The organism is Pseudomonas sp. NPDC089392 (genome assembly GCF_044749595.1).
In the GTDB taxonomy this organism is placed as follows: Bacteria; Pseudomonadota; Gammaproteobacteria; order Pseudomonadales; family Pseudomonadaceae; genus Aquipseudomonas.
On sequence record NZ_JBIVIF010000003.1, the window covers coordinates 89,527 to 108,019 of the forward strand.

At 63.3% G+C, this 18,493-nt stretch carries 20 protein-coding genes; 9 read left to right on the top strand and 11 right to left on the bottom strand.

Annotated features, from left to right (window positions below; translation table 11 throughout):
• Window positions 1-197: 197 nt before the first annotated feature.
• Complete coding sequence (locus ACIP1G_RS04035; protein ID WP_400734016.1) at window positions 198-1,208, bottom strand: aldo/keto reductase; 1,011 nt, start codon at window positions 1,206-1,208, stop codon at window positions 198-200.
• Between the two features lie 118 nt (window positions 1,209-1,326).
• Here ACIP1G_RS04035 and ACIP1G_RS04040 point away from each other — a divergent pair, with 118 nt between their 5' ends.
• The 5 genes from ACIP1G_RS04040 (at window position 1,327) to ACIP1G_RS04060 (ending at window position 5,696) form a co-directional block, all read left to right on the top strand.
• The gene (locus ACIP1G_RS04040) at window positions 1,327-2,250 is read left to right on the top strand and encodes a LysR family transcriptional regulator (protein ID WP_400734019.1); all 924 of its coding nucleotides are present in this window, start codon (window positions 1,327-1,329) and stop codon (window positions 2,248-2,250) included.
• An 86-nt stretch (window positions 2,251-2,336) separates the two neighbouring features.
• Window positions 2,337-3,134 carry an SDR family NAD(P)-dependent oxidoreductase gene (locus ACIP1G_RS04045; protein ID WP_400734022.1) on the top strand — a complete coding sequence of 266 codons (798 nt, stop codon included), beginning with the start codon at window positions 2,337-2,339 and terminating at the stop codon, window positions 3,132-3,134.
• A 21-nt stretch (window positions 3,135-3,155) separates the two neighbouring features.
• A complete protein-coding gene (locus ACIP1G_RS04050) occupies window positions 3,156-3,563 on the top strand; it encodes an SRPBCC family protein (protein ID WP_400734025.1) in 408 nt (135 codons plus the stop codon).
• Between the two features lie 556 nt (window positions 3,564-4,119).
• Window positions 4,120-4,662, top strand: coding sequence for a WYL domain-containing protein (locus tag ACIP1G_RS04055; protein WP_400734028.1), 543 nt, complete (start codon window positions 4,120-4,122; stop codon window positions 4,660-4,662).
• 98 nt (window positions 4,663-4,760) lie between these two features.
• Entirely contained in the window at window positions 4,761-5,696 is a 936-nt protein-coding gene (locus ACIP1G_RS04060; RefSeq protein WP_400734031.1) for a cyclase family protein, read from the top strand.
• A 139-nt stretch (window positions 5,697-5,835) separates the two neighbouring features.
• On the opposite strand, the gene ACIP1G_RS04065 is transcribed toward ACIP1G_RS04060, so the two are convergent.
• Genes ACIP1G_RS04065 through ACIP1G_RS04075 form a run of 3 tightly spaced genes read right to left on the bottom strand, consistent with a single transcriptional unit; the run spans window position 5,836 to window position 8,145 of the window.
• Window positions 5,836-6,612 (bottom strand): SDR family oxidoreductase, encoded by a 777-nt coding sequence (locus tag ACIP1G_RS04065; protein WP_400734033.1) that lies wholly within the window; start codon window positions 6,610-6,612, stop codon window positions 5,836-5,838.
• Window positions 6,613-6,645: 33 nt separating this feature from the next.
• Entirely contained in the window at window positions 6,646-6,960 is a 315-nt protein-coding gene (locus tag ACIP1G_RS04070; protein WP_400734035.1) for an NIPSNAP family protein, read from the bottom strand.
• 21 nt (window positions 6,961-6,981) lie between these two features.
• Window positions 6,982-8,145 (bottom strand): iron-containing alcohol dehydrogenase, encoded by a 1,164-nt coding sequence (locus ACIP1G_RS04075; protein WP_400734037.1) that lies wholly within the window; start codon window positions 8,143-8,145, stop codon window positions 6,982-6,984.
• A gap of 266 nt (window positions 8,146-8,411) precedes the next feature.
• On the opposite strand from ACIP1G_RS04075, the gene ACIP1G_RS04080 reads away from it, so the two are divergent.
• Entirely contained in the window at window positions 8,412-9,716 is a 1,305-nt protein-coding gene (locus ACIP1G_RS04080; protein ID WP_400734039.1) for an MFS transporter, read from the top strand.
• A 190-nt stretch (window positions 9,717-9,906) separates the two neighbouring features.
• Here the strand turns inward: ACIP1G_RS04080 and ACIP1G_RS04085 are convergent, their stop codons facing one another.
• Window positions 9,907-10,827 carry a LysR family transcriptional regulator gene (locus tag ACIP1G_RS04085; RefSeq protein ID WP_400734041.1) on the bottom strand — a complete coding sequence of 307 codons (921 nt, stop codon included), beginning with the start codon at window positions 10,825-10,827 and terminating at the stop codon, window positions 9,907-9,909.
• A 313-nt stretch (window positions 10,828-11,140) separates the two neighbouring features.
• On the opposite strand from ACIP1G_RS04085, the gene ACIP1G_RS04090 reads away from it, so the two are divergent.
• On the top strand, window positions 11,141-11,629 hold the full coding sequence (locus ACIP1G_RS04090; protein WP_400734044.1) for an REP-associated tyrosine transposase: 489 nt from the start codon (window positions 11,141-11,143) through the stop codon (window positions 11,627-11,629).
• Window positions 11,630-11,713: 84 nt separating this feature from the next.
• On the opposite strand, the gene ACIP1G_RS04095 is transcribed toward ACIP1G_RS04090, so the two are convergent.
• Both ACIP1G_RS04095 and ACIP1G_RS04100 read right to left on the bottom strand, forming a co-directional pair.
• Entirely contained in the window at window positions 11,714-12,451 is a 738-nt protein-coding gene (locus tag ACIP1G_RS04095) for a hypothetical protein (protein WP_400734045.1), read from the bottom strand.
• A 79-nt stretch (window positions 12,452-12,530) separates the two neighbouring features.
• The gene (locus ACIP1G_RS04100) at window positions 12,531-12,833 is read right to left on the bottom strand and encodes a DUF3077 domain-containing protein (protein WP_400734047.1); all 303 of its coding nucleotides are present in this window, start codon (window positions 12,831-12,833) and stop codon (window positions 12,531-12,533) included.
• A 197-nt stretch (window positions 12,834-13,030) separates the two neighbouring features.
• Here ACIP1G_RS04100 and ACIP1G_RS04105 point away from each other — a divergent pair, with 197 nt between their 5' ends.
• On the top strand, window positions 13,031-13,654 hold the full coding sequence (locus ACIP1G_RS04105; RefSeq protein ID WP_400734050.1) for a glutathione S-transferase family protein: 624 nt from the start codon (window positions 13,031-13,033) through the stop codon (window positions 13,652-13,654).
• Between the two features lie 51 nt (window positions 13,655-13,705).
• Here ACIP1G_RS04105 and ACIP1G_RS04110 read toward each other — a convergent pair whose 3' ends face one another.
• The gene (locus ACIP1G_RS04110; RefSeq protein WP_400734052.1) at window positions 13,706-14,881 is read right to left on the bottom strand and encodes an MFS transporter; all 1,176 of its coding nucleotides are present in this window, start codon (window positions 14,879-14,881) and stop codon (window positions 13,706-13,708) included.
• Window positions 14,882-14,975: 94 nt separating this feature from the next.
• Between ACIP1G_RS04110 and ACIP1G_RS04115 the strand changes: the two genes are divergently transcribed.
• Complete coding sequence (locus ACIP1G_RS04115; protein WP_400734055.1) at window positions 14,976-15,887, top strand: LysR family transcriptional regulator; 912 nt, start codon at window positions 14,976-14,978, stop codon at window positions 15,885-15,887.
• 105 nt (window positions 15,888-15,992) lie between these two features.
• Here the strand turns inward: ACIP1G_RS04115 and ACIP1G_RS04120 are convergent, their stop codons facing one another.
• The 3 genes from ACIP1G_RS04120 to ACIP1G_RS04130 form a co-directional block, all read right to left on the bottom strand.
• Complete coding sequence (locus ACIP1G_RS04120; protein ID WP_400734512.1) at window positions 15,993-16,529, bottom strand: hypothetical protein; 537 nt, start codon at window positions 16,527-16,529, stop codon at window positions 15,993-15,995.
• Window positions 16,530-17,265: 736 nt separating this feature from the next.
• Complete coding sequence (locus tag ACIP1G_RS04125; protein WP_400734057.1) at window positions 17,266-17,889, bottom strand: hypothetical protein; 624 nt, start codon at window positions 17,887-17,889, stop codon at window positions 17,266-17,268.
• A 16-nt stretch (window positions 17,890-17,905) separates the two neighbouring features.
• Window positions 17,906-18,427 (bottom strand): hypothetical protein, encoded by a 522-nt coding sequence (locus ACIP1G_RS04130; protein ID WP_400734059.1) that lies wholly within the window; start codon window positions 18,425-18,427, stop codon window positions 17,906-17,908.
• Window positions 18,428-18,493: the final 66 nt, after the last annotated feature.

Below are 18,493 nucleotides of genomic sequence, written 5' to 3' on the forward strand. Positions count from 1 at the left end.
GGTGGGAAAAAGATAAGGCAGGGATAATCAGTTTTGACTTGAAGACAAAGGTAGTGGCCAGGCTGTTGCGCATGGACCACGCTTTTTTGTTGCCTGGGCGGCCGTATTCGCGGGTGAACCCGCTCCTACAAGGCACGCGGTCGTTGTAGGAGCGGCTTCACCCGCGAAGGAGGGCAAAGCCCTCCCCTTACACACTGTTAAACCGCAGGCACCGGCGCATGCTGTGCAATCATCCCCAGCTCCCGCAGCTCGGCCCAGAACGCCGCCGGAATCACCGCATTGAACGCCGCCAGGTCCTGGTCGGCATGCAGCGGCCGGGTCGCCCCAGGGATCACTGCCGCCACCGCCGGATGCGCCAGCGAAAACTGCAGCGCCGCCGCCTTGATATCCACACCATGACGCGCCGCCACTTCATTCAGGCGCTGTACACGGGCACGGATCTCAGGGCTGGCCTTCTGGTACTCGTAGTGGTCACCACCGGCAATCACACCCGAGTTGTACGGGCCGCCGACAACAATGCCGAGCCCTTGCGCCAGCGCACCCGGCATTACCCGCTGCAGCGCACGCTCGTGGTCCAGCAGGCTGTAGCGCCCCGCCAGCAGGAAGCCGTCCGGGCGTGCCTGTTCCAGGTCCAGGGTCAGTTCGATCGGTTCGACGCGGTTCACCCCCAGGCCCCAGGCCTTGATCACGCCTTCTTCACGCAGGCGGGTCAGCACACGGAAGGCACCGGTGCGGGCAATCTCGAACTGGCTCAGCCATTCATCGCCGTAGAAGTCCTGGGCGATGTCGTGGATCCAGACAATGTCCAGGTAGTCAGTGCCCATGCGCTTGAGGGTGTCTTCGATCGAGCGCAGGGTGGCATCGGCGCTGTAGTCGTTGACGATGCGGTTACGGTTGCCGTGCTCGAACAAGCCGCTCTTCTCACCCAGCTCGCGGGCCGCCGGGTCTTCCAGTTCGTCGAGTATGACGCGGCCCACCTTGCTGCTCAGTACGTATTCACTGCGAGGGTGCTGGGCCAGGGCCTTGCCCAGGCGGATTTCCGACAGGCCGGCACCGTAGAACGGCGCAGTGTCGAAGTAGCGCACGCCGTTGTTCCAGGCAGCGTCCACCGAGCCTTGCACTTCGGCGTCCGGCACGTTGCGGAACATGTTGCCCAGTGGCGCGGTACCAAAGCCCAGGGGGTTGGCGATCAGGTCTTTCAAGCTCATGGAATGTCTCCAGTAAAGGTGTGTAAGGTCATCAACCGACGACGTGAGCACATCCTAGGCTGGCCAATACGAGACCGTCCAAGTCATAATTCGTCACAGTTAAGTCCCTGGAGGTCTCATGCAAGATCTACGTCAGTTGCGCTACTTCGTGGCCGTCGCCGAATGCGAGAACGTCGGCCGGGCCGCCGAGCAGCTGCATATTTCCCAATCTCCCCTCAGCCGGCAGATCGCCCAGCTGGAGGACAACCTTGGCCTGGCCCTGTTCGAACGGCGCAACCAGCGCCTGTACCTGACCAGAGACGGGCGCACCTTCCTGGCCGAGGCGCGGGGCCTGCTCAAGCATGCCGAGCGCCTGGAATCACTGGGCAAGCGGCTGGGCCGTGGCGAGGAAGGCGGGCTGTGCATCGGTTACGTCAACCACGCCATCCATGCCGGCGTGCTGCCTGGCGCGGTGCGGGCCATTCGTGGCGAGCGGCCGAACATTCACATTGCGCTGTACAACATGACCCCCAACGAGCAGTTCGAAGGCCTGCGCCAACGCAGCCTGGACATTGCCCTGGTGTGCGAACCGCCGCCAAAGAACGACCCCGACCTGCGCGGCCAGCCGGTGCTGCACGACCCGATGCTGCTGGCCATCCCGGCCGCGCACCCACTGGCCAGCAAGGCCGAACTGACCCCCGCCGACCTGCATGAGCAGGAATGGATCATCACCGGTGGCCAGCCCGACCAGGTGAACAAGCGCGACGACTTCATTGCCCGCTGCGGCGATGCAGGCTTTACCCCGCGCTTGTCGCTGGAGGCCACCGACCCGCTGAGTGTGCTTGGCCTGGTGTCCGCCGGCCTGGGCCTGGCCATGGTGCAAAGCAGCCTATCGGCCAGCGCCGGGCCGACCGTTGTGCTGCGCCAGCTGGACTGGTTCCAGCCCAGCGTGCAGTTGTGGGCGACCTGGCACCAGGTGGACCTGCGGCCAATCGTAGGCATCTTCCGCGAGCGGGTGCTGGCATTGGCAGAAGAAGGGCTTGATAAGTCCACGCAGGTCTGAACTCAGTCGAAGTACGTCTTTTACAGTCTTAAAGCGCTTCACTAGGATGGCTCCCATCGATGCAACTCACCCACAGGACCCATTCCATGAACATCGACCTCGGCGGACGCACCGCCATCATTAGCGGCTCGACCGGCGGTATTGGTCTGGCCATCGCCCGCGGCCTGGCCCGCGCCAACGCCGACGTGGTCATTGCCGGCCGCAGCCAGAAGTCGCTGGATACCGCCTTGGCCGAACTGCGCGAGCAAGGCGGCCGTGGGCAGATCCACGGCGTGGTTGCCGACCTGGGCACCGCCGCCGGTGCCGAAACTCTGTTCGCCGCCCACCCACGGGCCGACATCCTGGTCAACAACCTGGGCATCTACGATGACGTCGACTTCTTCGATGTGGCCGACAGCGAGTGGACGCGCTTCTACGACACCAACGTGCTGAGCGGCGTGCGCCTGGCCCGCCACTATGCCCCCGGCATGGTCGACAAAGGCTGGGGGCGGATCCTGTTCATTTCTTCGGAATCGGGCATTGCCATCCCTGCCGACATGATCAACTACGGCGTCACCAAGGCCGCCAACCTGGCCGTGTCGCATGGCCTGGCCAAGCGCCTGGCCGGCACCGGGGTCACGGTGAACGCGGTGCTGCCTGGCCCGACCCTGACCGACGGCGTGGCCGCCCTGGTGGCCGATGCGGCCCAGGCGTCCGGGCGCAGCATTCGTGAAGAAGCCGACAACTTCGTGCGTACCGCGCGGCCGAGTTCGATCATCCAGCGCGCCGCCGATGTCGACGAAGTCGCGCACCTGGCGGTGTACCTCGCCTCCCCTTACTCCTCCGCCACCACCGGCGCGGCCCTGCGGGTCGACGGCGGTGTGGTCGACAGCCTGGCTATCTGAATTCAACTGGAGAATTACCTCATGGCAACTGCCTACGCTTCCCTGCAAACCAACCACAGCCCTGAACACGTATGGGCGCTGATCGGCGGCTTCGACAGCCTGCCCGACTGGCTGCCATTCATCCCCGAGAGCATTTCCAGCGAAGGCGGCCGCGTGCGCTCGCTGAAAGACCCGGACGGCAACAGCATCGTCGAACGCCTGGTGGCGTTTGATGAGAAGCAGCGCAGCTACAGCTACGCGATTCTGATCAGCCCGTTCCCGGTGACGGGTTACCTGTCGACCCTGCGGGTCAAGGCCGACGGCCAGGGCAGCCTGGTGGAATGGTTCGGTGAGTTCACCCCGGTTGGGGTCAGCGATGCCGAGGTCCAGGCGCTGTTCAAGGGCATCTATGAGGGTGGCCTGGAAGCTCTGGCGAAGACCTTGGGTTGAGTGAATAGGGGCTGCTGTGCGGCCCCGCTTTTTTGCCTGCCCTGATAAAGCATCTCGGCTGAGAGGGGCTTGCCACAACATGTTCAGCGCCTGTGAGATCGAGCGCCGCCCGCGCGGCGCTTCGCAGCACAAGGCTGCTCCTACATCTGTTTCGGGCCAGTCACGCCTGTGAGGTCACCGCTGTCCACCTTGTTTGTTCCATTCAATATTGAAGGGAGCGCCGTTGCTTTTCATCGTTCTCCAGCCATGCACCCAGGGGGCGCGCGCCTCTGGCACAGGAATAACTGGCCCGAAACAGATGTAGGAGCAGCCTTGTGCTGCGAAGCGCCGCGCGGGCGGCGCTCGATCTGTGCATCAACATGAATCCCAAGCCATGCACCTGAAAGCCCTCACTCCGCACCACCACACCGACTGGCAACAGCAGTTGCAAGGTGACACGCCCAGCCTGAAGGGCATCCGCGAAAACTTGGATCCCATTCGGTGACAAGGTATGCTGGCCAATAGCTAAACGCCACCACCCTGGCAGGCTTTGTACCTGCCTTCAAGGACGAGCCCTTTGCCCAGCAACCCTACCCGCCACACCATCGCCCGCCAGTGGCAGTTGCTCAAGCTGCTGCCCGGCCGCCACCCAGGAATGAGCTCCACCCAGTTGCAGGCCGCCCTGACAACCGTGGGCCATTCCACCAGCAAACGCACCGTTGAACGCGACCTGGTCGAGCTTGCGGCGCTGTTCCCGCTGCAGTGCAACAGCAAAGGCATGCCCTATGGCTGGTACTGGCAACCAGGCCTGAGCCTGGGCGAAGCACAGCAACTGCAACCTGACGTGCTCACGCCCCCGGAACAGGTTGAACTGCGCGCCTGGGTCGATGACGGGCTGGCCCGGCGCCTGCAAGTGCAGCCGCTGGCCACGGACATGCAACTGACAGCACACCCGGCCGGCGGCGCCACGCTGGAGGCCACCGTCGACGACAACCGGGCGCTGATGGGCTGGCTGCTGTCCCAGGCCGGTTCTATCCGCGTGCAGGCCCCGCAGGCGCTGCGCGTGGCCATGCTCGAACAGCTGCGCCAGAGCCTGGCGCTGCACGACGGCGGTTGTTGACCGGCAGGCAAAAGTCATTGTCCCCCGGGCCGCTTTTTCCCGCAGGCGGCCCTGCGCAAAATTCGCTCCTGACAACGCGACACTTTCAGGAGTACACGATGAAACGCTTCAAACCCCTGCTGCTCGCCGCCGCCCTGGCAGCCACTGCCCAGGCCACCCTGGCCGCCGACTGGCAGACCTCGCCCTACGGCAAGCAGGATGAAATCGGCGCCGCCAACCTGCTCACCCCGGACGTGGTCAAGCAGGCCGTCGGCCTGGTCAAGACCGGCAAGACCTACCCGCTGGCAGTGCCGGTGAGCAAAGACCTGCCGGCCTTCCGCCACCGCAGCTTCCACTTGTACAACATCCAGCCCGGCGAGCAGGCCGGCCAGACCCTGGGCCGCAACAAGTTCAGCTTCAACGATGAACTGGTCAACGGCTGGACCGGCGTCGGCACCCAGCTCAACGGCATCGGTCACATCGGCATCGACAACGTCTACTACAACGGCAACAAGGCTGCCGACTTCGTCACCGTCGAAGGCGTGACCAAGCTGGGCGTGGAGAAAGTCCCGCCAATGGTCACCCGTGGTGTGGTATTGGACATGACCGCCTACTATGGCAAGACTATCGTCCCGGGCGGCACGGCCTTCAGCGTCGCGGACATCAAGGCCGTACTGAAGCAGCAGGGCATTACCCTGCGCAAGGGTGATGTGGTGCTGTTCAACACCGGTTGGCTGGAGCTGATCGGCAAGGACAACCAGCAGTTCCTCGCCACCGAACCGGGCATCGACCTGCCGGCGGCCGAGTGGTTGGCGGACCAGGGTATCGTTGCCTTTGGTGGTGACACCTGGGCATCCGAGGTGTACCCGAACCCGACCGGTGAAGAGTTCCCGGTCAACCAGTTCATGCTGGCCAAGCGCGGCATCTACAACCTGGAGCTGATCGACACCCGTGCGCTGGTGAAGGACAAGGCGTTCGAGTTCCTGTTCGTGCTGGGGCAGCCGCTGTACAAGGGTTCGACCCAGGTGAACATCAACCCGGTGGCGATTTACTGACTATCAGTGGCATTGAGCACTGACCTGTAGGAGCAGCCTTGTGCTGCGAAGAGGCCGGTATGCCTTACAGATTTCTGCAAGTCATACCGGCCTCTTCGCAGCACAAGGCTGCTCCTACAAGGGGGTAGCGTTCGGGCCGTTAGAAGGTACCCGGATACGCCCCACCATCGATCAGCAAATTCTGCCCGGTGATGTACCCGGCATGGGCACTGCACAGGAACGCGCAATACGCCCCGAACTCCCCTGCTTCGCCAAAGCGTGCCGCCGGGATGGCCTTGCGCCGCGCCTGGGCAGTGGCCTCCACATCACCACCCGCCGCCTTCAACGTCTTTTGCAGGCGCGCGGTGTCGAACGCCCCGGGCAGCAAGTTGTTCAGCGTCACATTGCTGCCCGCCAGGCGCTGCTGCCGGGCCAGGCCGGCGATAAAGCCAGTCAGGCCACTGCGTGCACCGTTGGACAAACCCAAAATGTCGATCGGCGCCTTCACCGCACCGGAGGTAATGTTCACCACTCGCCCGAAACCACGCGCGGCCATGCCATCGACCACCGCCTTGATCAGCTCGATGGGGGTGAGCATGTTGGCGTCCAGCGCCTTCAGCCAGTCTTCACGCCCCCAGTCACGGAAGTCTCCCGGTGACGGGCCCCCGGCATTGTTGACCAGGATATCCACCTGCGGGCAGGCCGCCAGCAGTGCCTGGCGCACCTCGGCGTCGGCGACATCACCGGCCACGGTGCGCACTTCGATACCTGGGCAGGCTGCGCGCAACTCGGCGGCGGTCTGCTCCAGGGTGGCCTGGGTGCGGGCATTGATGACCAGGTTCACGCCTTCTTTGCCCAGCGCTTCGGCGCAGCCTTTGCCCAGGCCCTGGCTGGCCGCGCAGACGATGGCCCAACGGCCGGTAATGCCTAGATCCATAGGGTTGCTCCTTGATGCAATGCAATTGCAGGGTTACTGAATCGGCGAAAACGCAGCGGGCATCAACAGCTTCGATTCCATCCGCACCAGCATCGGGAATGCCACAGGGATGAAGCGCTCCAGCCAGTCTGCATCGCGGTACAGGGCGGCGCGGCGCTCGATGCGCTGGTCAAGGCTCTCGTAGGCCCAGATGTGCACCACCTGGTTCAATTCGCCAATCTCGGTGTACCACCAGCCCACCAGCTTGGCGTAGCGCGAGATCACCGGCAAGCCTTCCTTTTCGAAGTGCTCCAGGTATTGCTTCATCTTGCCGATGTGCAGGGTGTAGGTACGCATTTCATAAAACATGGTCGTGGTTCCGCTACAGGTTCAGAGGTTGCCGTGGTAGGCGTCGGTGATCAGGCACTCGACATCGCGCGCCGTGGTCAGGCGTGGGTTGACCAGTACATTGCCGCTGCGCATCGAGTCGCTGACCATCTGCGGCAGGTACTCCAGGTCCACGCCCAGTTCACGGATAGTCGCGGGGATGCCGATGGCCTGGTTCAGCGCCACCACAGCGTCCACGGTGCGCGCTGCGGCCTGCTCCAGGCTGAGCCCGGCAACATCGGCGCCCAGGGCGATGGCGATGTCGCGGAAACGCTCCGGGCAGGCCGGCAGGTTGAACCTGATCACGTACGGCAACAGGGCGGCGTTGGCGATGCCATGGGGGATGTTGAACACCCCGCCGAAGGTGTGCGAAATGGCGTGTACGTTGCCCAGTTTGGATTGCGAGAACGCCACCCCGGCCAGGAACGAGCCCAGCAGCATTTGCTCGCGGGCGGCCATGTCGGTGCCCACGAAGTAAGTCTTTTCCAGGCTGCCGGCGATCATGCGAATGGCTTGCAGGGCCATGGCCTGGCTGATCGGGTTGGCCTGGCGCGACACGTACGACTCGATGGCATGGGTCAGCGCATCCATGCCGGTGGCGGCGGTGATGGCCGCTGGCAGTTTCAGGGTCAGTGCCGGGTCGAGGATGGCCAGGCGCGGGAACAGCCGTGGGCTGACGATGACTGTCTTGAACAGCGTGCGCTTGTTGGTGAACACGGTCGACGCCGTGCATTCGCTACCGGTACCGGACGTAGTCGGGATGGCGAAGATCGGCAGCGGCGGCTGGGTCAGTTTGTCGTAGCCCTCGTAGTCGAGGATGTTGCCGGGGTTGGTGGCCATCGCAGCCACGCCCTTGGCGGTGTCGATACTGCTGCCGCCGCCTACGCCGATCACGGCGGTGCAGCCGCGCTGTTTCAGCAGCGCCACGGCGGCATCCAGTACGTCGGTGCTGGGGTTGGCTTCAACGGCCGAGAACAGCTGATAGTCGATGCCCGCCTGCTCTAGCGAGGTGAAGAAGCCGGCAAGGATGCCGGCGTCGATCAGGCCTTGGTCGGTGACCACCAGCAGGGGGCCATCAACGTGTGGCTCAAGCAGCGCACCGGCCTGGTCGGCCAGGCCCGCGCCGCATTTGGCAATGGTGGGGAAATGGAACTGGAATTGGCTCATGAGGGGTCCTCAGGCAACTGCGTTGTTCTTGTTCTGCCCACCGAGACACTGGCGGGCCGTGCCTGGGCAATCTAGAGCGCAGGCCAGGGCCGCCGATAATGAAAAGAGCTGATCCGCCAATAACCGCCGCTTATCCCCTGGCCGGGCAATAAGCAGGCGTTATTGGCGGATCAGCTCTTTTCATTACCCACCCCGCCGCCAGCGCTCCAACAATCGGCCTGCATAGCCCCTACGCCTCCCGATAATCACAACAACGAGCACCTGCGATGAAGACCACACCCTCCCCGGCCGCCCTGGCGCTGCCCGACGCGGCCCCGATGACCACGGTGCGCTGGCGCATCTTCCTGATCCTGTTGCTGCTGACTGCAATCAACTACATCGACCGTGCCTCGCTGTCGGTGGCGCTGCCGCTGATCGCCCCCGAATTCAACCTGACACCGGCGATGGAGGGGCTGATGCTCAGTGCCTTCTTCTGGTCTTATGCGTTGATGCAGATCCCTGGTGGCATGTTGCTGGACCGCTTTCATACCCGCGGCATCATTGGCGCAGCCACGGTGGCCTGGGGGCTGTTCCAGGCGCTGGGGGCAGCCTCGCACAACTGGCTGGTGCTACTGCTGACGCGCATTGGGCTGGGCGTGGCAGAATCACCGATCATGCCTGCCGGGGCCAAGCTCAATGGCGCCTGGCTGACGCCCAACGAGCGCGGCCGTGGTGCGGTGCTGGTGGATGGCGGCGCGCCGCTGGGCAGTGCCCTGGGGGCGATTCTGATTTCCGGTTTGATCGCCTGGCTGGGTTCGTGGCGCCTGGCATTCGTGGTGGCCGGGGTCGGTACCGTGCTGGCCGGGATCCTGGCGTACAAGTACATCCGCAACCACCCCGCCGAGCACCCTGGGGTGAACGAGGCCGAGCTGCGTCACATCACCGATGGCAACGCCAGCGCCCATGCCGCAGCGGCCAAGGCCAGCCTGCCGCTGCGCGAGCTGCTGAAAGACCGTTCGATCTTTGCCATGTTCGCCGGCTACAGCTGCATCCTGGCAGTGTTCTATGGCCTGCTGACCTGGATGCCCAGCTACCTGCACAAGGCTCATGGCCTGAACATCTCGGCCATGGGCGGGGCAACCTTCCTGATCTTCATGTGCGGGTTTGTCGGTGAACTGATCGGTGGCTGGATCGGTGACCGCTGGCGCGCCAGCGGGGCCTCGCCGAACCTGGTGATGCGTTCGATGTTCAGCGGTTCGGCGCTGGTGGCGGCCGTGTGCATCCTGGCGGCGGCCTACGTGGGCGAAACCGTTGCAGTGATCAGCCTGCTGTGCGTGGCGATGTTCTTCATCCGCTGGTGCGGGATGTACTGGTGCCTGCCAGCGATCATCGGTGGGCCGTCGCGCACCGGGGTGCTGGGTGGCACGATGAACTTCTGCGGCAACATGGCCGGGGTGCTGGTGCCGATCGTGATCGGGCTGATCGTGCAGTTCACCGGGGATTACTTCTATGCGCTGATCTTCTTTGTGGTGGCGGCGGTGTTGATTGCAGTGTTTTCCAGCCTCATCGACTACCGCGAGCGGCGGTTCTGAGGCTGAGTCGGTCGGGGCTGCGGTGCAGCCCATCGCCGGCAAGCCAGCTCCCACAGGGACACCACAGGTGCTGATGTCTGTGCAGTAACTGTGGGAGCAGCTTCAGCCGCGAACACCGGCAAAGCCGGTGCCATCCACCGCGTTGCCTGCTTCGCGGCTAAAGCCGCTCCTACAGGGGCCGCAACAGTTTTCAACCAGCCGTCAGCTCTTCCACCAACAACCGCGCCGCCGGTGACAACGGCGCGGCTACCCGGTGGACGATGCCGAACGGCTCGCTCAGCGCCCGCAACTGCACCGCCAGCGACACCAGCAACCCGCGCTGCTCGGCAAAGGCCGCCACTGCGCTGGGGATGACCGCCACCAATGTCGGGTCATCTTCCAGCAGCATGAAAGTGGCGAAGGTGGAGAAGGTTTCCAGCGGATAGCGCGGCACTTCCACCCCTGCCTCGCTCAACTCACGCTCCAGCGCCTGGCGCATGGGCATGTTGGCCGGGTAGACCACCCAGCGGTACTGGCTCAGGTCGCCCACCCCCAGCGCCGCTGCCCCAGCCAGCGGGTGCTGCGGGTGCGCAACCACCGCAAGCGGCTCCTGTGCCAGTTCGACAAAGGCATAGTCTGCGGCGTTGCGGCCCAACCCAGGTCGGCAAATGGCCAGGTCGAGCCGCCCCTCATCGAGCTGGGCCAGCAGGTTGGCGCTGGTATTCTCGGCAATTTCCACCGCCAGCTGCGGCTGTTTGCGGCGCAAGCGCCCGAGGGCGCCGACCAGCGCCGGCATGGCCCCCATGATGCTGCCCACCGCCAGCCGCCCGCCCTGGCCCTGGACAATGCCCAGCACCTCTTCGCGCAAATGCCCCAGGTCGCTGTGGATCAACCGCGCATAGCGCACCACACAACGGCCCACGTCATTGGCCACCAGGCCGCTGGGCAGGCGCTGGAACAGCGGCACGCCGAGCACCTCCTCCACCTCGCGCAAGGCCTTGGTCGCCCCAGGCTGGGAAATGGCCATGGCCTCAGCCGCCTTGTGCAGGGAACCGCAGCGGTCCAGCTCGATCAGCAGGCGCAACTGGCGCAGGCGCAGGCGAGAGAAAATGGAGTCCAGGGAAGGGATCATCAGGCAGGCTCGGCACAGGTCTTGTAATGCCGAGCACTATAGAGGGTCGTTAACGGTCGATTGTTGAGTTTGCGGCAAATGACCTTTGCCCTAGCAACACGCATGCTCGCTTTTCGTGTAGGAGCAGCCTTGTGCTGCGAAGAGGCCGGTACAGACGCAACAGGTGTTTTGCTCACACCGGCCCCTTCGCAGCACAAGGCTGCTCCTACAGAAACGTGTACGGCTGTTAAATGGGGTAATGATCTGCCGGCACCGTAAACAGCTGCGGTCTCTATTATTGGTATTCACAACGAATGGATGCGAGGAACACAACATGGAACGTGCCGAAGCAAACCTGCTTCGCCGGGGGCGTTTTTCCGAGCCTGGCAGATTGTATTTGCTGACAACTGTCACTCACCAACGCTGTCCGTTGTTTCGGGACCTGCGTGCAGCGCGCTTGGTCATCAGGGAGATGAGGCAGTCCGAACGTTTTGACGCTTGTCGCTCTCTTGCCTGGGTACTGATGCCTGATCATTTACATTGGCTGATAGCGTTAAACGCCACCACATTGAGCAGCCTCATGCGGCAATTCAAATCGCGCTCTGGCACAGCGTTGTGCAAAGCGGGCATAAGCCTGGGTCAGGTCTGGCAGCGCGGTTATCATGACCGCGCACTGCGTAAGGAGGATGATGTGCGCAAGGTAGCCCGGTACATCATTGCCAACCCTTTGCGGGCGGGCCTGGCAAGACAGATTGGTGATTATCCGCACTGGGACGCAATTTGGCTCACATCAGATTCTGAAAGCCTGCACAATGCCCTGTAGGAGCAGCCTTGTGCTGCGAAGAGGCCGGTACAGACGCAACAGGTGTATCGCTCACACCGGCCCCTTCGCAGCACAAGGCTGCTCCTACAGGTGAGGCGTTCGCCGCAGGTTACCGCGCGCCAGGCAGGCATACCCCAGGCCCAACACGCTGACCGCCAGTACACCCAGCAGCAGCATCAGTTCACGGCTATAACGGGCTACCAAGGCCGGGAACCCAGTGAACTCGCGGTACACCTGCACATCGGCAACACCATCGGCATGGCTGATGCTGACCCCACCCTGGCGGATCTGTGAGTAATCCGCATCGAAATACACCCACACCTTGCAGGCGCCGCCCGGTTCGATGGCGGGGATATCCACCTGCGCGGCGGGGGTTTCCAGCAGGGTGTCGTTGCCAGCGGCGTCGCGCACCTGCACCAGGCCCTTGGCGGGCAGGCGGATGCTTACCTGGCGCACCGGCGCATCACCGCTGTTGCGCAAATCGATGAGCAGACCGGTACGGTGGTCGACCAGCCCGGCCTCGAACGGCTTGGCGAACAGCTGGGCATACGGCGCCTGGGCCATTTCGATCAACCGCTCGACCTGGTCTTCGCTCAGCCCGCCCTGGCCGATACGGTTGATACGCCCCTGCAATTGCTCGTACTTGAGCTGCTCGCTGGCCTTGCTGATGCGCTCGCTGAACTGGCTGGGATAGGTGAGGTAGGCATAGGTCAGTGTCGCCTCCAGGCGCGGGCTGCCCCTGAACATCGCGTAAGCGGCCATCAAGACCATCAGGCCTATCAGCACGGCTACGAGAAGCCTCCCCACCTTGTCCCTGCTCAATGCGAACTTCCTTCTGTCGTGATACAGACCATTCAAACGGCCCAAGGGTGCCAAGTTCGCGGCCTCCAGGCAAGCATGACTAAGGCTTGCCCTCGCCCTCCCGTGCCTGGCGCATCTGCAACAACTGGCCGTCGATCAGAGCCTTGGCCATGCCTGCCAGGTAGAACGTGGCCTTCATCATCACCTTGCGGTCGCTGGGCCTGTCGATGGCCTTGCGGGTGATTTCGGTGATGCAGCCCATGATGCTCGAGGCTTCCATCAGTGAAGTGCGCATTGCCAGCTGCGGTTTCATTTGTACCAGTTCGGCATCGGCGTTGCCAAAGCGGCTAGCTGCGGGCACGACATTGAGCTTGCTGCTGTTTTTCGGGGTGTCGTTTTCCATGTCCATTCCTCGGGGTTAGGAGCGTGCCGAGACTAGGGCGCTGCCTGCCTCACCACAATGCCCTAGGAGGTGGAAAGGGTTACTTTCGGAAATGGACTACAAGAAGCCTACAAAGGGACGCGCTGCTTCCGATCTGGCTCTTGACCGCTACCCGGCGGTGGCGGACGATCAAGCTCCCCCACACCAGGACAAACACAATGCTACGGATACTGGGCAGAGCCTCTTCCATCAACGTGCGGAAAGTCCTGTGGGCCTGCGCCGAGTTCGAGGTGGCGTTCGAGCGCGAAGACTGGGGCTCGGGCTTCCAGCCCACCGACAGCGCCGAATTCCTCGCGCTGAACCCCAACGCCATGGTCCCGGTGATCCAGGATGGCGACTTTACCCTGTGGGAGTCCAACAGCATTATCCGCTACCTGGCTAACCGCTACGGCGCTACGGCGTTCTACCCCGGCGAAGCCCAGGCGCGGGCCAGGATCGACCAGTGGATCGACTGGCAGGCTTCTGACCTCAACCGCTCCTGGAGCTACGCATTCATGTCGCTGGTCAGGCATTCACCCGCCCACCAGGACCCACAGGCGCTCGCCGCCGGTTGCGCAGACTGGTCGCGCTACATGCACATCCTCGACCGCCAGTTGGCCAGCACCGGTGCGTATGTGGCTGGCAGCCAGTTCACCCTGGCCGACATCCCCATCGGCCTGTCGGTCAACCGCTGGTTCGAAACACCGTTCGAGCACCCGCACCTGCCGGCTGTGCGGGACTACTATGAGCGGCTGAGCGAACGCCCGGCCTACCACCTGCATGGCCGTAACGGTACGCCGTGACAGCAGGTTATTCCTGCAAGATTTTGGGGCTGCCTTGCAGCCCCCAACATCTCAGACCACTGCCTGATGCCCCGCCACCGCAGCACGTCCTCGCCAGGCAAACAGCAGCACCATCACCAGCCCCAGCGCCGCCATCGCCGCGCCCGCCAGGGAAATCGCCGGGTAACCCAACCCCGCATTGATCACCGCCCCACCCAGCGCCGCGCCAATTGCATTACCCAGGTTGAACGCGCCAATATTCACCGCCGCCGCCAGGTTCGGCGCATCCTTGGCCGCTTCCATCACCCGCATCTGCAGTGGTGGCACCAAGGCGAAGCTGGCCGCGCCCCAGACCAGGATTGCCAACGCCGTCGGCAGCGGCCAGTCCAGCACCAGCGGGAACACCAGCAGCACGGCAATCAGCACGGCCAGTGACAGGATCAGGGTGCGATCGATCGAGCGGTCTGCCGCCTTGCCGCCCCACACGTTGCCCAAGGTCAGGCCGACACCGAACAACACCAGCATGGCGGTCACGAAAGTGGTGGACGCCGCGGCCTCGCTTTGCAGGATCGGCGCAATGTAGGTAAACACCGTGAACATCGCGCTGGAACCCACCACAGTCAGCAGCAACGCCGCCAGCACCGGCCCACGGCCCAGCACGCGAATCTCGGCCATGGCGCCGTCGCCTTTGGGTGACGGCACATTGGGCAGCGCATACCAGAGCGTGGTCATCGCTATCAGGCCAAGCCCGGCGATGCCCCAGAACGCTGTGCGCCAGCCCAGCATTTCACCAAACCAGGTCGCCAGCGGCACCCCGCCGATGGTGGCCAGGGTCAAGCCCATGAACATGGCGGCAACGGCCCCCGCGCGTTTCTCGGGCGGCACCAAGCTGGCCGCGACGATTGAGCCGATGCCAAAGAATGCGCCGTGATTGAGTGAAGTGACCACGCGAGCCACCAGTAAGCTGGCGTAGTCGCTGGCCACGGCCGACATCAGGTTGCCCAGGGTGAAAATGGCCATCAGCCCGATCAGCAGGTAACGCCGCGGGATCTTCACCGTGGCCAGGGTCATCAGCGGTGCGCCGATCAGCACACCGATGGCATAGGCACTGACCAGCAGCCCGGCAGCGGGGATGGAAACGCCAAGGTCGGTGGCAATACTGGGCAACATGCCCATGGGGGCGAACTCGGTGACACCGATGCCGAAGGCACCGATGGCGAGTGCGACAAGAGGTGGGTTGATACGCATGGCAAGCTCCTTATCTATGCCGCAAATGCTACGATCCGTTTCAAAAGCGCACTAGACTGCATTTTTGCGAACCACCTTTGCTAATGAGGCACAAATGGACTTCAGTGGAAGATCCGGAGAGATGGAGATTTTTGCCAGGGTGGCGCAAGAAGGCAGCCTGTCTGCCGCCGCCCGGGCACTGGGCCTGACGCCTTCGGCGGTCAGCCGCATCATCGCGCGCACCGAACAGCGCCTGGGCACCCGCCTGCTGCTGCGCACCACTCGGGCAATCACCCTCACCCCCGAAGGTGAGGCGTACCTGCGCGGTGCGCGGCGCGTGCTGGCCGATATGCTTGAAGTGGAAGAGGCCATCACCGACCAGGGCGTGCCACGCGGGCGCTTGCGGGTCAGCGCTGCCTTGGGCCATGCCCGGCTGACCGTGGTGCCGCTGCTGGCCGCGTTCAGCGCGCGTTACCCGCAGGTGCTGGTAGACCTTAGCCTCAGCGACGAAGTGGCTGACATTCTCGGCGGCCAGGCCGACGTGGCATTGCGCTTTGGCCGGCTGCCGGACAGCTCGCTCAGTGCCCGCCCCATAGGCGAAACCGGCCAGGTGGTGGTTGCCTCGCCTGAATACCTGCAACGCTGCGGTACGCCACAGGTGCCGGAAGACCTGGCCCGGCACAACTGCCTGCGCTTCAACTTCCGCCGCGCAGCACCCGACTGGCCGTTCCGCCGCGACGGGCAGGTGTTTTCGTTGAAGGTGAGCGGAAACATCGAATGCAGCAGCGGCGAAGCCCTGGCGCAGTTGGCCAGGCTAGGTGCCGGCGTGGCGCGCATCGGCACCTTCACCGTGGCTGATGACTTGGCTAGCGGGCGCTTGGTGCCGTTGCTGGAGGCGTACAACCCTGACGACCGCGAGCCGATTCATGCGGTGTTCGTGGGTGGCCCGGCGATGCCGGCGCGGGTGCGGGTGTTTGTGGATTTTCTGGTGGAGCAATTGTCTGGCAGCCGGCGCAAGCTCTTGTAGGCGCGGGCTTGCCCTAATGCCAGTCAGTCAAGAAGCGCCAAGCTGTTCGCCGTGATTCTCGCAGCACCTATGCGATCGAGCGCCGCGCGGCGCGCACCTGACCGCTTAACCGAGCAGGTTCAACCCCAGCGTAAATACAGCCACCGCCAAGGCCACCAGCGACACGGCATTACGCTCCAGATACGTTGCCCACCCGGGCGGCGGTTGCACTTCGCATTCACGCTGGCGCTCAACCAGGCTGGCCAGACGCTCTTCTACACTGTCGACACGCTGAGCCTGGGTGCTGGTCGCCAGCGCGAGTTTCTTCAGCGCCGTGGTCACAGTGGTAGACAGGCTCTCCCGCGCCAGGTTGCTGGCGGCCAATTGCTGCTTCAGCACTTCGGCTTGCCCGTCCTGGGCAACCAGCTTCTGCTGGTGCTGCTCAAGGCCTTTGCGAATCGCCCCTTCCTTCTGCACCCGGGCCAGGGTGCTGGCCAGCAGTTTCTGGTTCTGTGCCTCGATACTGGTGTGCAGCGCAGTCAGCTCGGCTTCCTGTTGGCCTTGTACACAGGCCAGGCGCCCTACTTCCTGGTTGCAGTAGGCATAGCCGTCGGACAGCGCCAGCAACTCGTCGAGCTGCTGCTTGAGTTCGCACAGCACCATCAACGTGTCCTCCTGGTCACCCTCCAACGGCGAGGCACCTGCCTGCAGGGATTCGATTTCGCTCACCAGCGCATCGCTGAAGTCGCGCAGAACCCTGTTATCGGGAGTGGCGGCCAGAGTTTCCTGACCGACTTGCAGAAGGCCCGCTGAAGTGGCGTTGCCTTGGGTATGTTGCTTGTTGCGAAAGCCGGCGACCAGCTTGCGATTGGTGTTCTCGATCACCCTCTCCACGAGCAGCTTCGCGAGCGGAGTCAAGGTCCTGTGTTCGTATGGCTGGTTCATCAATCCCTATCCGGATACAGCGGTCTAGGACGGAAGCTATCAAAATGGCATCACTGGATCCACTGATGACTGAGGGAATTGAGTGGTTGATCAGGTATTGGGACACGGCGCAGCGGCAAGCTCGCCAGGCCCCTAAGCCAACTGATACTCCTTCAGGTAGTCACTTAGCGCGTACTCGGCCCTTGAGGCTGCCCTGCATCAGGCTCCTCGCCAGCCTCCTTCCCGGGGGCACGGGCAAGTTCTGCGAGCATGGCCAGCAGTTCATCCACATCGACTTCTTCGCCTATTAGCCGCGCACGGTACAGGCAGGTTCCGTGCCGACCAAGAATGAGTATTCGTACAGGTAAACTTTTCAACCACGTGCCGTTACCCGGCCCGGCCATCTAGTGATGTGATGCCCAGGTTGGGTTGATTGAAACGTGCAGCGGGGTATTACGCGGCCTACGGCGCCTGATCAATTAGTTGTCACATGTGAGTGCGCATCGAGTAACGCCTGAACCCGTTCAATTGCCATAGGCTCCGGCACGCGGCCAGCTTTCACCAAGGCTGCAAGGCTTTGCGCCTTCCCTGCATCCAGTGCAGCACAAGCAACAGCCTGGGCCATCAGGGCTTCCAGGGCCGTGGCATCGCTCTGTTGCCCTGCCGCTTGCAGCCCTTCGAGTTGGGCCGAGAGCAGCGCGGTGTAGCGCTCACGCACCACATCCTGCTTGCTGCCAGAGCGCACCAGTTTTACCAGGCCATAACCAGCCATACCCGCCAGGGCTGCAGTGCCAACTACCCAGCCGACAGGTGTGGTGGTCACAAACACACCGCCCAGCGCGCCCGCCAGCGTGGTAGACCCCAGTAGCGTAGTAGCGCCTGCGGCAGTGGCAACGGTGCCAGCCGCCGCCGCACCGGCCGCCACGCTGCCAGCGACGACTGCCCCTTCACTCACGATGCCAACCCTGTCACGCCCCTGAAGCTGCTCGACCGCATTGGCCAATTTGCTGGCAGTGTCATCGCTTACGGCTTGCTGTGGCTGAACAGACGGCTTGCTGCGGCCCAGGCGTTGCCTGGCGAGCGTGATGAGCTTTTTCATGTGCAGTCCCTGTCAGTCAGGCTGGCGTGAGGTATTGGGTGACAGCCAGGAAGATGTTGCGCAGCAATTCGTAGAATTTGTTGGCCAGGCCCTGGACCGCGACCAGCGGGTCAGAGGTGAGGTTACCGGTGCTCTCGAACGCAGCCCCTACACCGGCCCCATAGAGCATCGACAACTTCCCTACCAACGGCGCCAGGATTACCCCAAACAATGGGATGCTGCCGCAAAGCGAGGTTACGGCAGCCCCCAGCGCGATGCCGACGGTGATCGCCGGGTGTGCGCGCAGAAACGCAAAAATCTGCGAGACGACAATCTTGCCGATGGCGACAACCTCGCCAGCAATGTTCTGCACAGCCGACCAGATACCCTCCAGGCGGGTCATGATTTCGGCAGGGATCCCTCGGTTCAAGCCCTCGACCATCAACGTGTCAAAACGATCACGATCGTACTCGGCATTCAGTAGCGTCAGTTCCAGCGCGCCCTGTTCTTTACTCATCAGATCCATATCTGCCTGTGCCCCTTCTTCATGCATGACCATGCCCAGACGACTTTTCCAATGATGGCAATTTGCCGGAAACTATGCTGTCAAGCAAACAGCAAAGCA

What these genes read in the sequence shown, in the direction of transcription:
- ACIP1G_RS04035 (WP_400734016.1), bottom strand. Translation starts at nt 1,208, where the DNA reads ATGAGCTTGAAAGACCTGATCGCCAACCCCCTGGGCTTTGGTACCGCG.
- ACIP1G_RS04040 (WP_400734019.1), top strand. Translation starts at nt 1,327, where the DNA reads ATGCAAGATCTACGTCAGTTGCGCTACTTCGTGGCCGTCGCCGAATGC.
- ACIP1G_RS04045 (WP_400734022.1), top strand. Translation starts at nt 2,337, where the DNA reads ATGAACATCGACCTCGGCGGACGCACCGCCATCATTAGCGGCTCGACC.
- ACIP1G_RS04050 (WP_400734025.1), top strand. Translation starts at nt 3,156, where the DNA reads ATGGCAACTGCCTACGCTTCCCTGCAAACCAACCACAGCCCTGAACAC.
- ACIP1G_RS04060 (WP_400734031.1), top strand. Translation starts at nt 4,761, where the DNA reads ATGAAACGCTTCAAACCCCTGCTGCTCGCCGCCGCCCTGGCAGCCACT.
- ACIP1G_RS04065 (WP_400734033.1), bottom strand. Translation starts at nt 6,612, where the DNA reads ATGGATCTAGGCATTACCGGCCGTTGGGCCATCGTCTGCGCGGCCAGC.
- ACIP1G_RS04070 (WP_400734035.1), bottom strand. Translation starts at nt 6,960, where the DNA reads ATGTTTTATGAAATGCGTACCTACACCCTGCACATCGGCAAGATGAAG.
- ACIP1G_RS04075 (WP_400734037.1), bottom strand. Translation starts at nt 8,145, where the DNA reads ATGAGCCAATTCCAGTTCCATTTCCCCACCATTGCCAAATGCGGCGCG.
- ACIP1G_RS04080 (WP_400734039.1), top strand. Translation starts at nt 8,412, where the DNA reads ATGAAGACCACACCCTCCCCGGCCGCCCTGGCGCTGCCCGACGCGGCC.
- ACIP1G_RS04085 (WP_400734041.1), bottom strand. Translation starts at nt 10,827, where the DNA reads ATGATCCCTTCCCTGGACTCCATTTTCTCTCGCCTGCGCCTGCGCCAG.
- ACIP1G_RS04090 (WP_400734044.1), top strand. Translation starts at nt 11,141, where the DNA reads ATGGAACGTGCCGAAGCAAACCTGCTTCGCCGGGGGCGTTTTTCCGAG.
- ACIP1G_RS04100 (WP_400734047.1), bottom strand. Translation starts at nt 12,833, where the DNA reads ATGGAAAACGACACCCCGAAAAACAGCAGCAAGCTCAATGTCGTGCCC.
- ACIP1G_RS04105 (WP_400734050.1), top strand. Translation starts at nt 13,031, where the DNA reads ATGCTACGGATACTGGGCAGAGCCTCTTCCATCAACGTGCGGAAAGTC.
- ACIP1G_RS04110 (WP_400734052.1), bottom strand. Translation starts at nt 14,881, where the DNA reads ATGCGTATCAACCCACCTCTTGTCGCACTCGCCATCGGTGCCTTCGGC.
- ACIP1G_RS04115 (WP_400734055.1), top strand. Translation starts at nt 14,976, where the DNA reads ATGGACTTCAGTGGAAGATCCGGAGAGATGGAGATTTTTGCCAGGGTG.
- ACIP1G_RS04120 (WP_400734512.1), bottom strand. Translation starts at nt 16,529, where the DNA reads ATGGTGCTGTGCGAACTCAAGCAGCAGCTCGACGAGTTGCTGGCGCTG.
- ACIP1G_RS04125 (WP_400734057.1), bottom strand. Translation starts at nt 17,889, where the DNA reads ATGAAAAAGCTCATCACGCTCGCCAGGCAACGCCTGGGCCGCAGCAAG.
- ACIP1G_RS04130 (WP_400734059.1), bottom strand. Translation starts at nt 18,427, where the DNA reads ATGGTCATGCATGAAGAAGGGGCACAGGCAGATATGGATCTGATGAGT.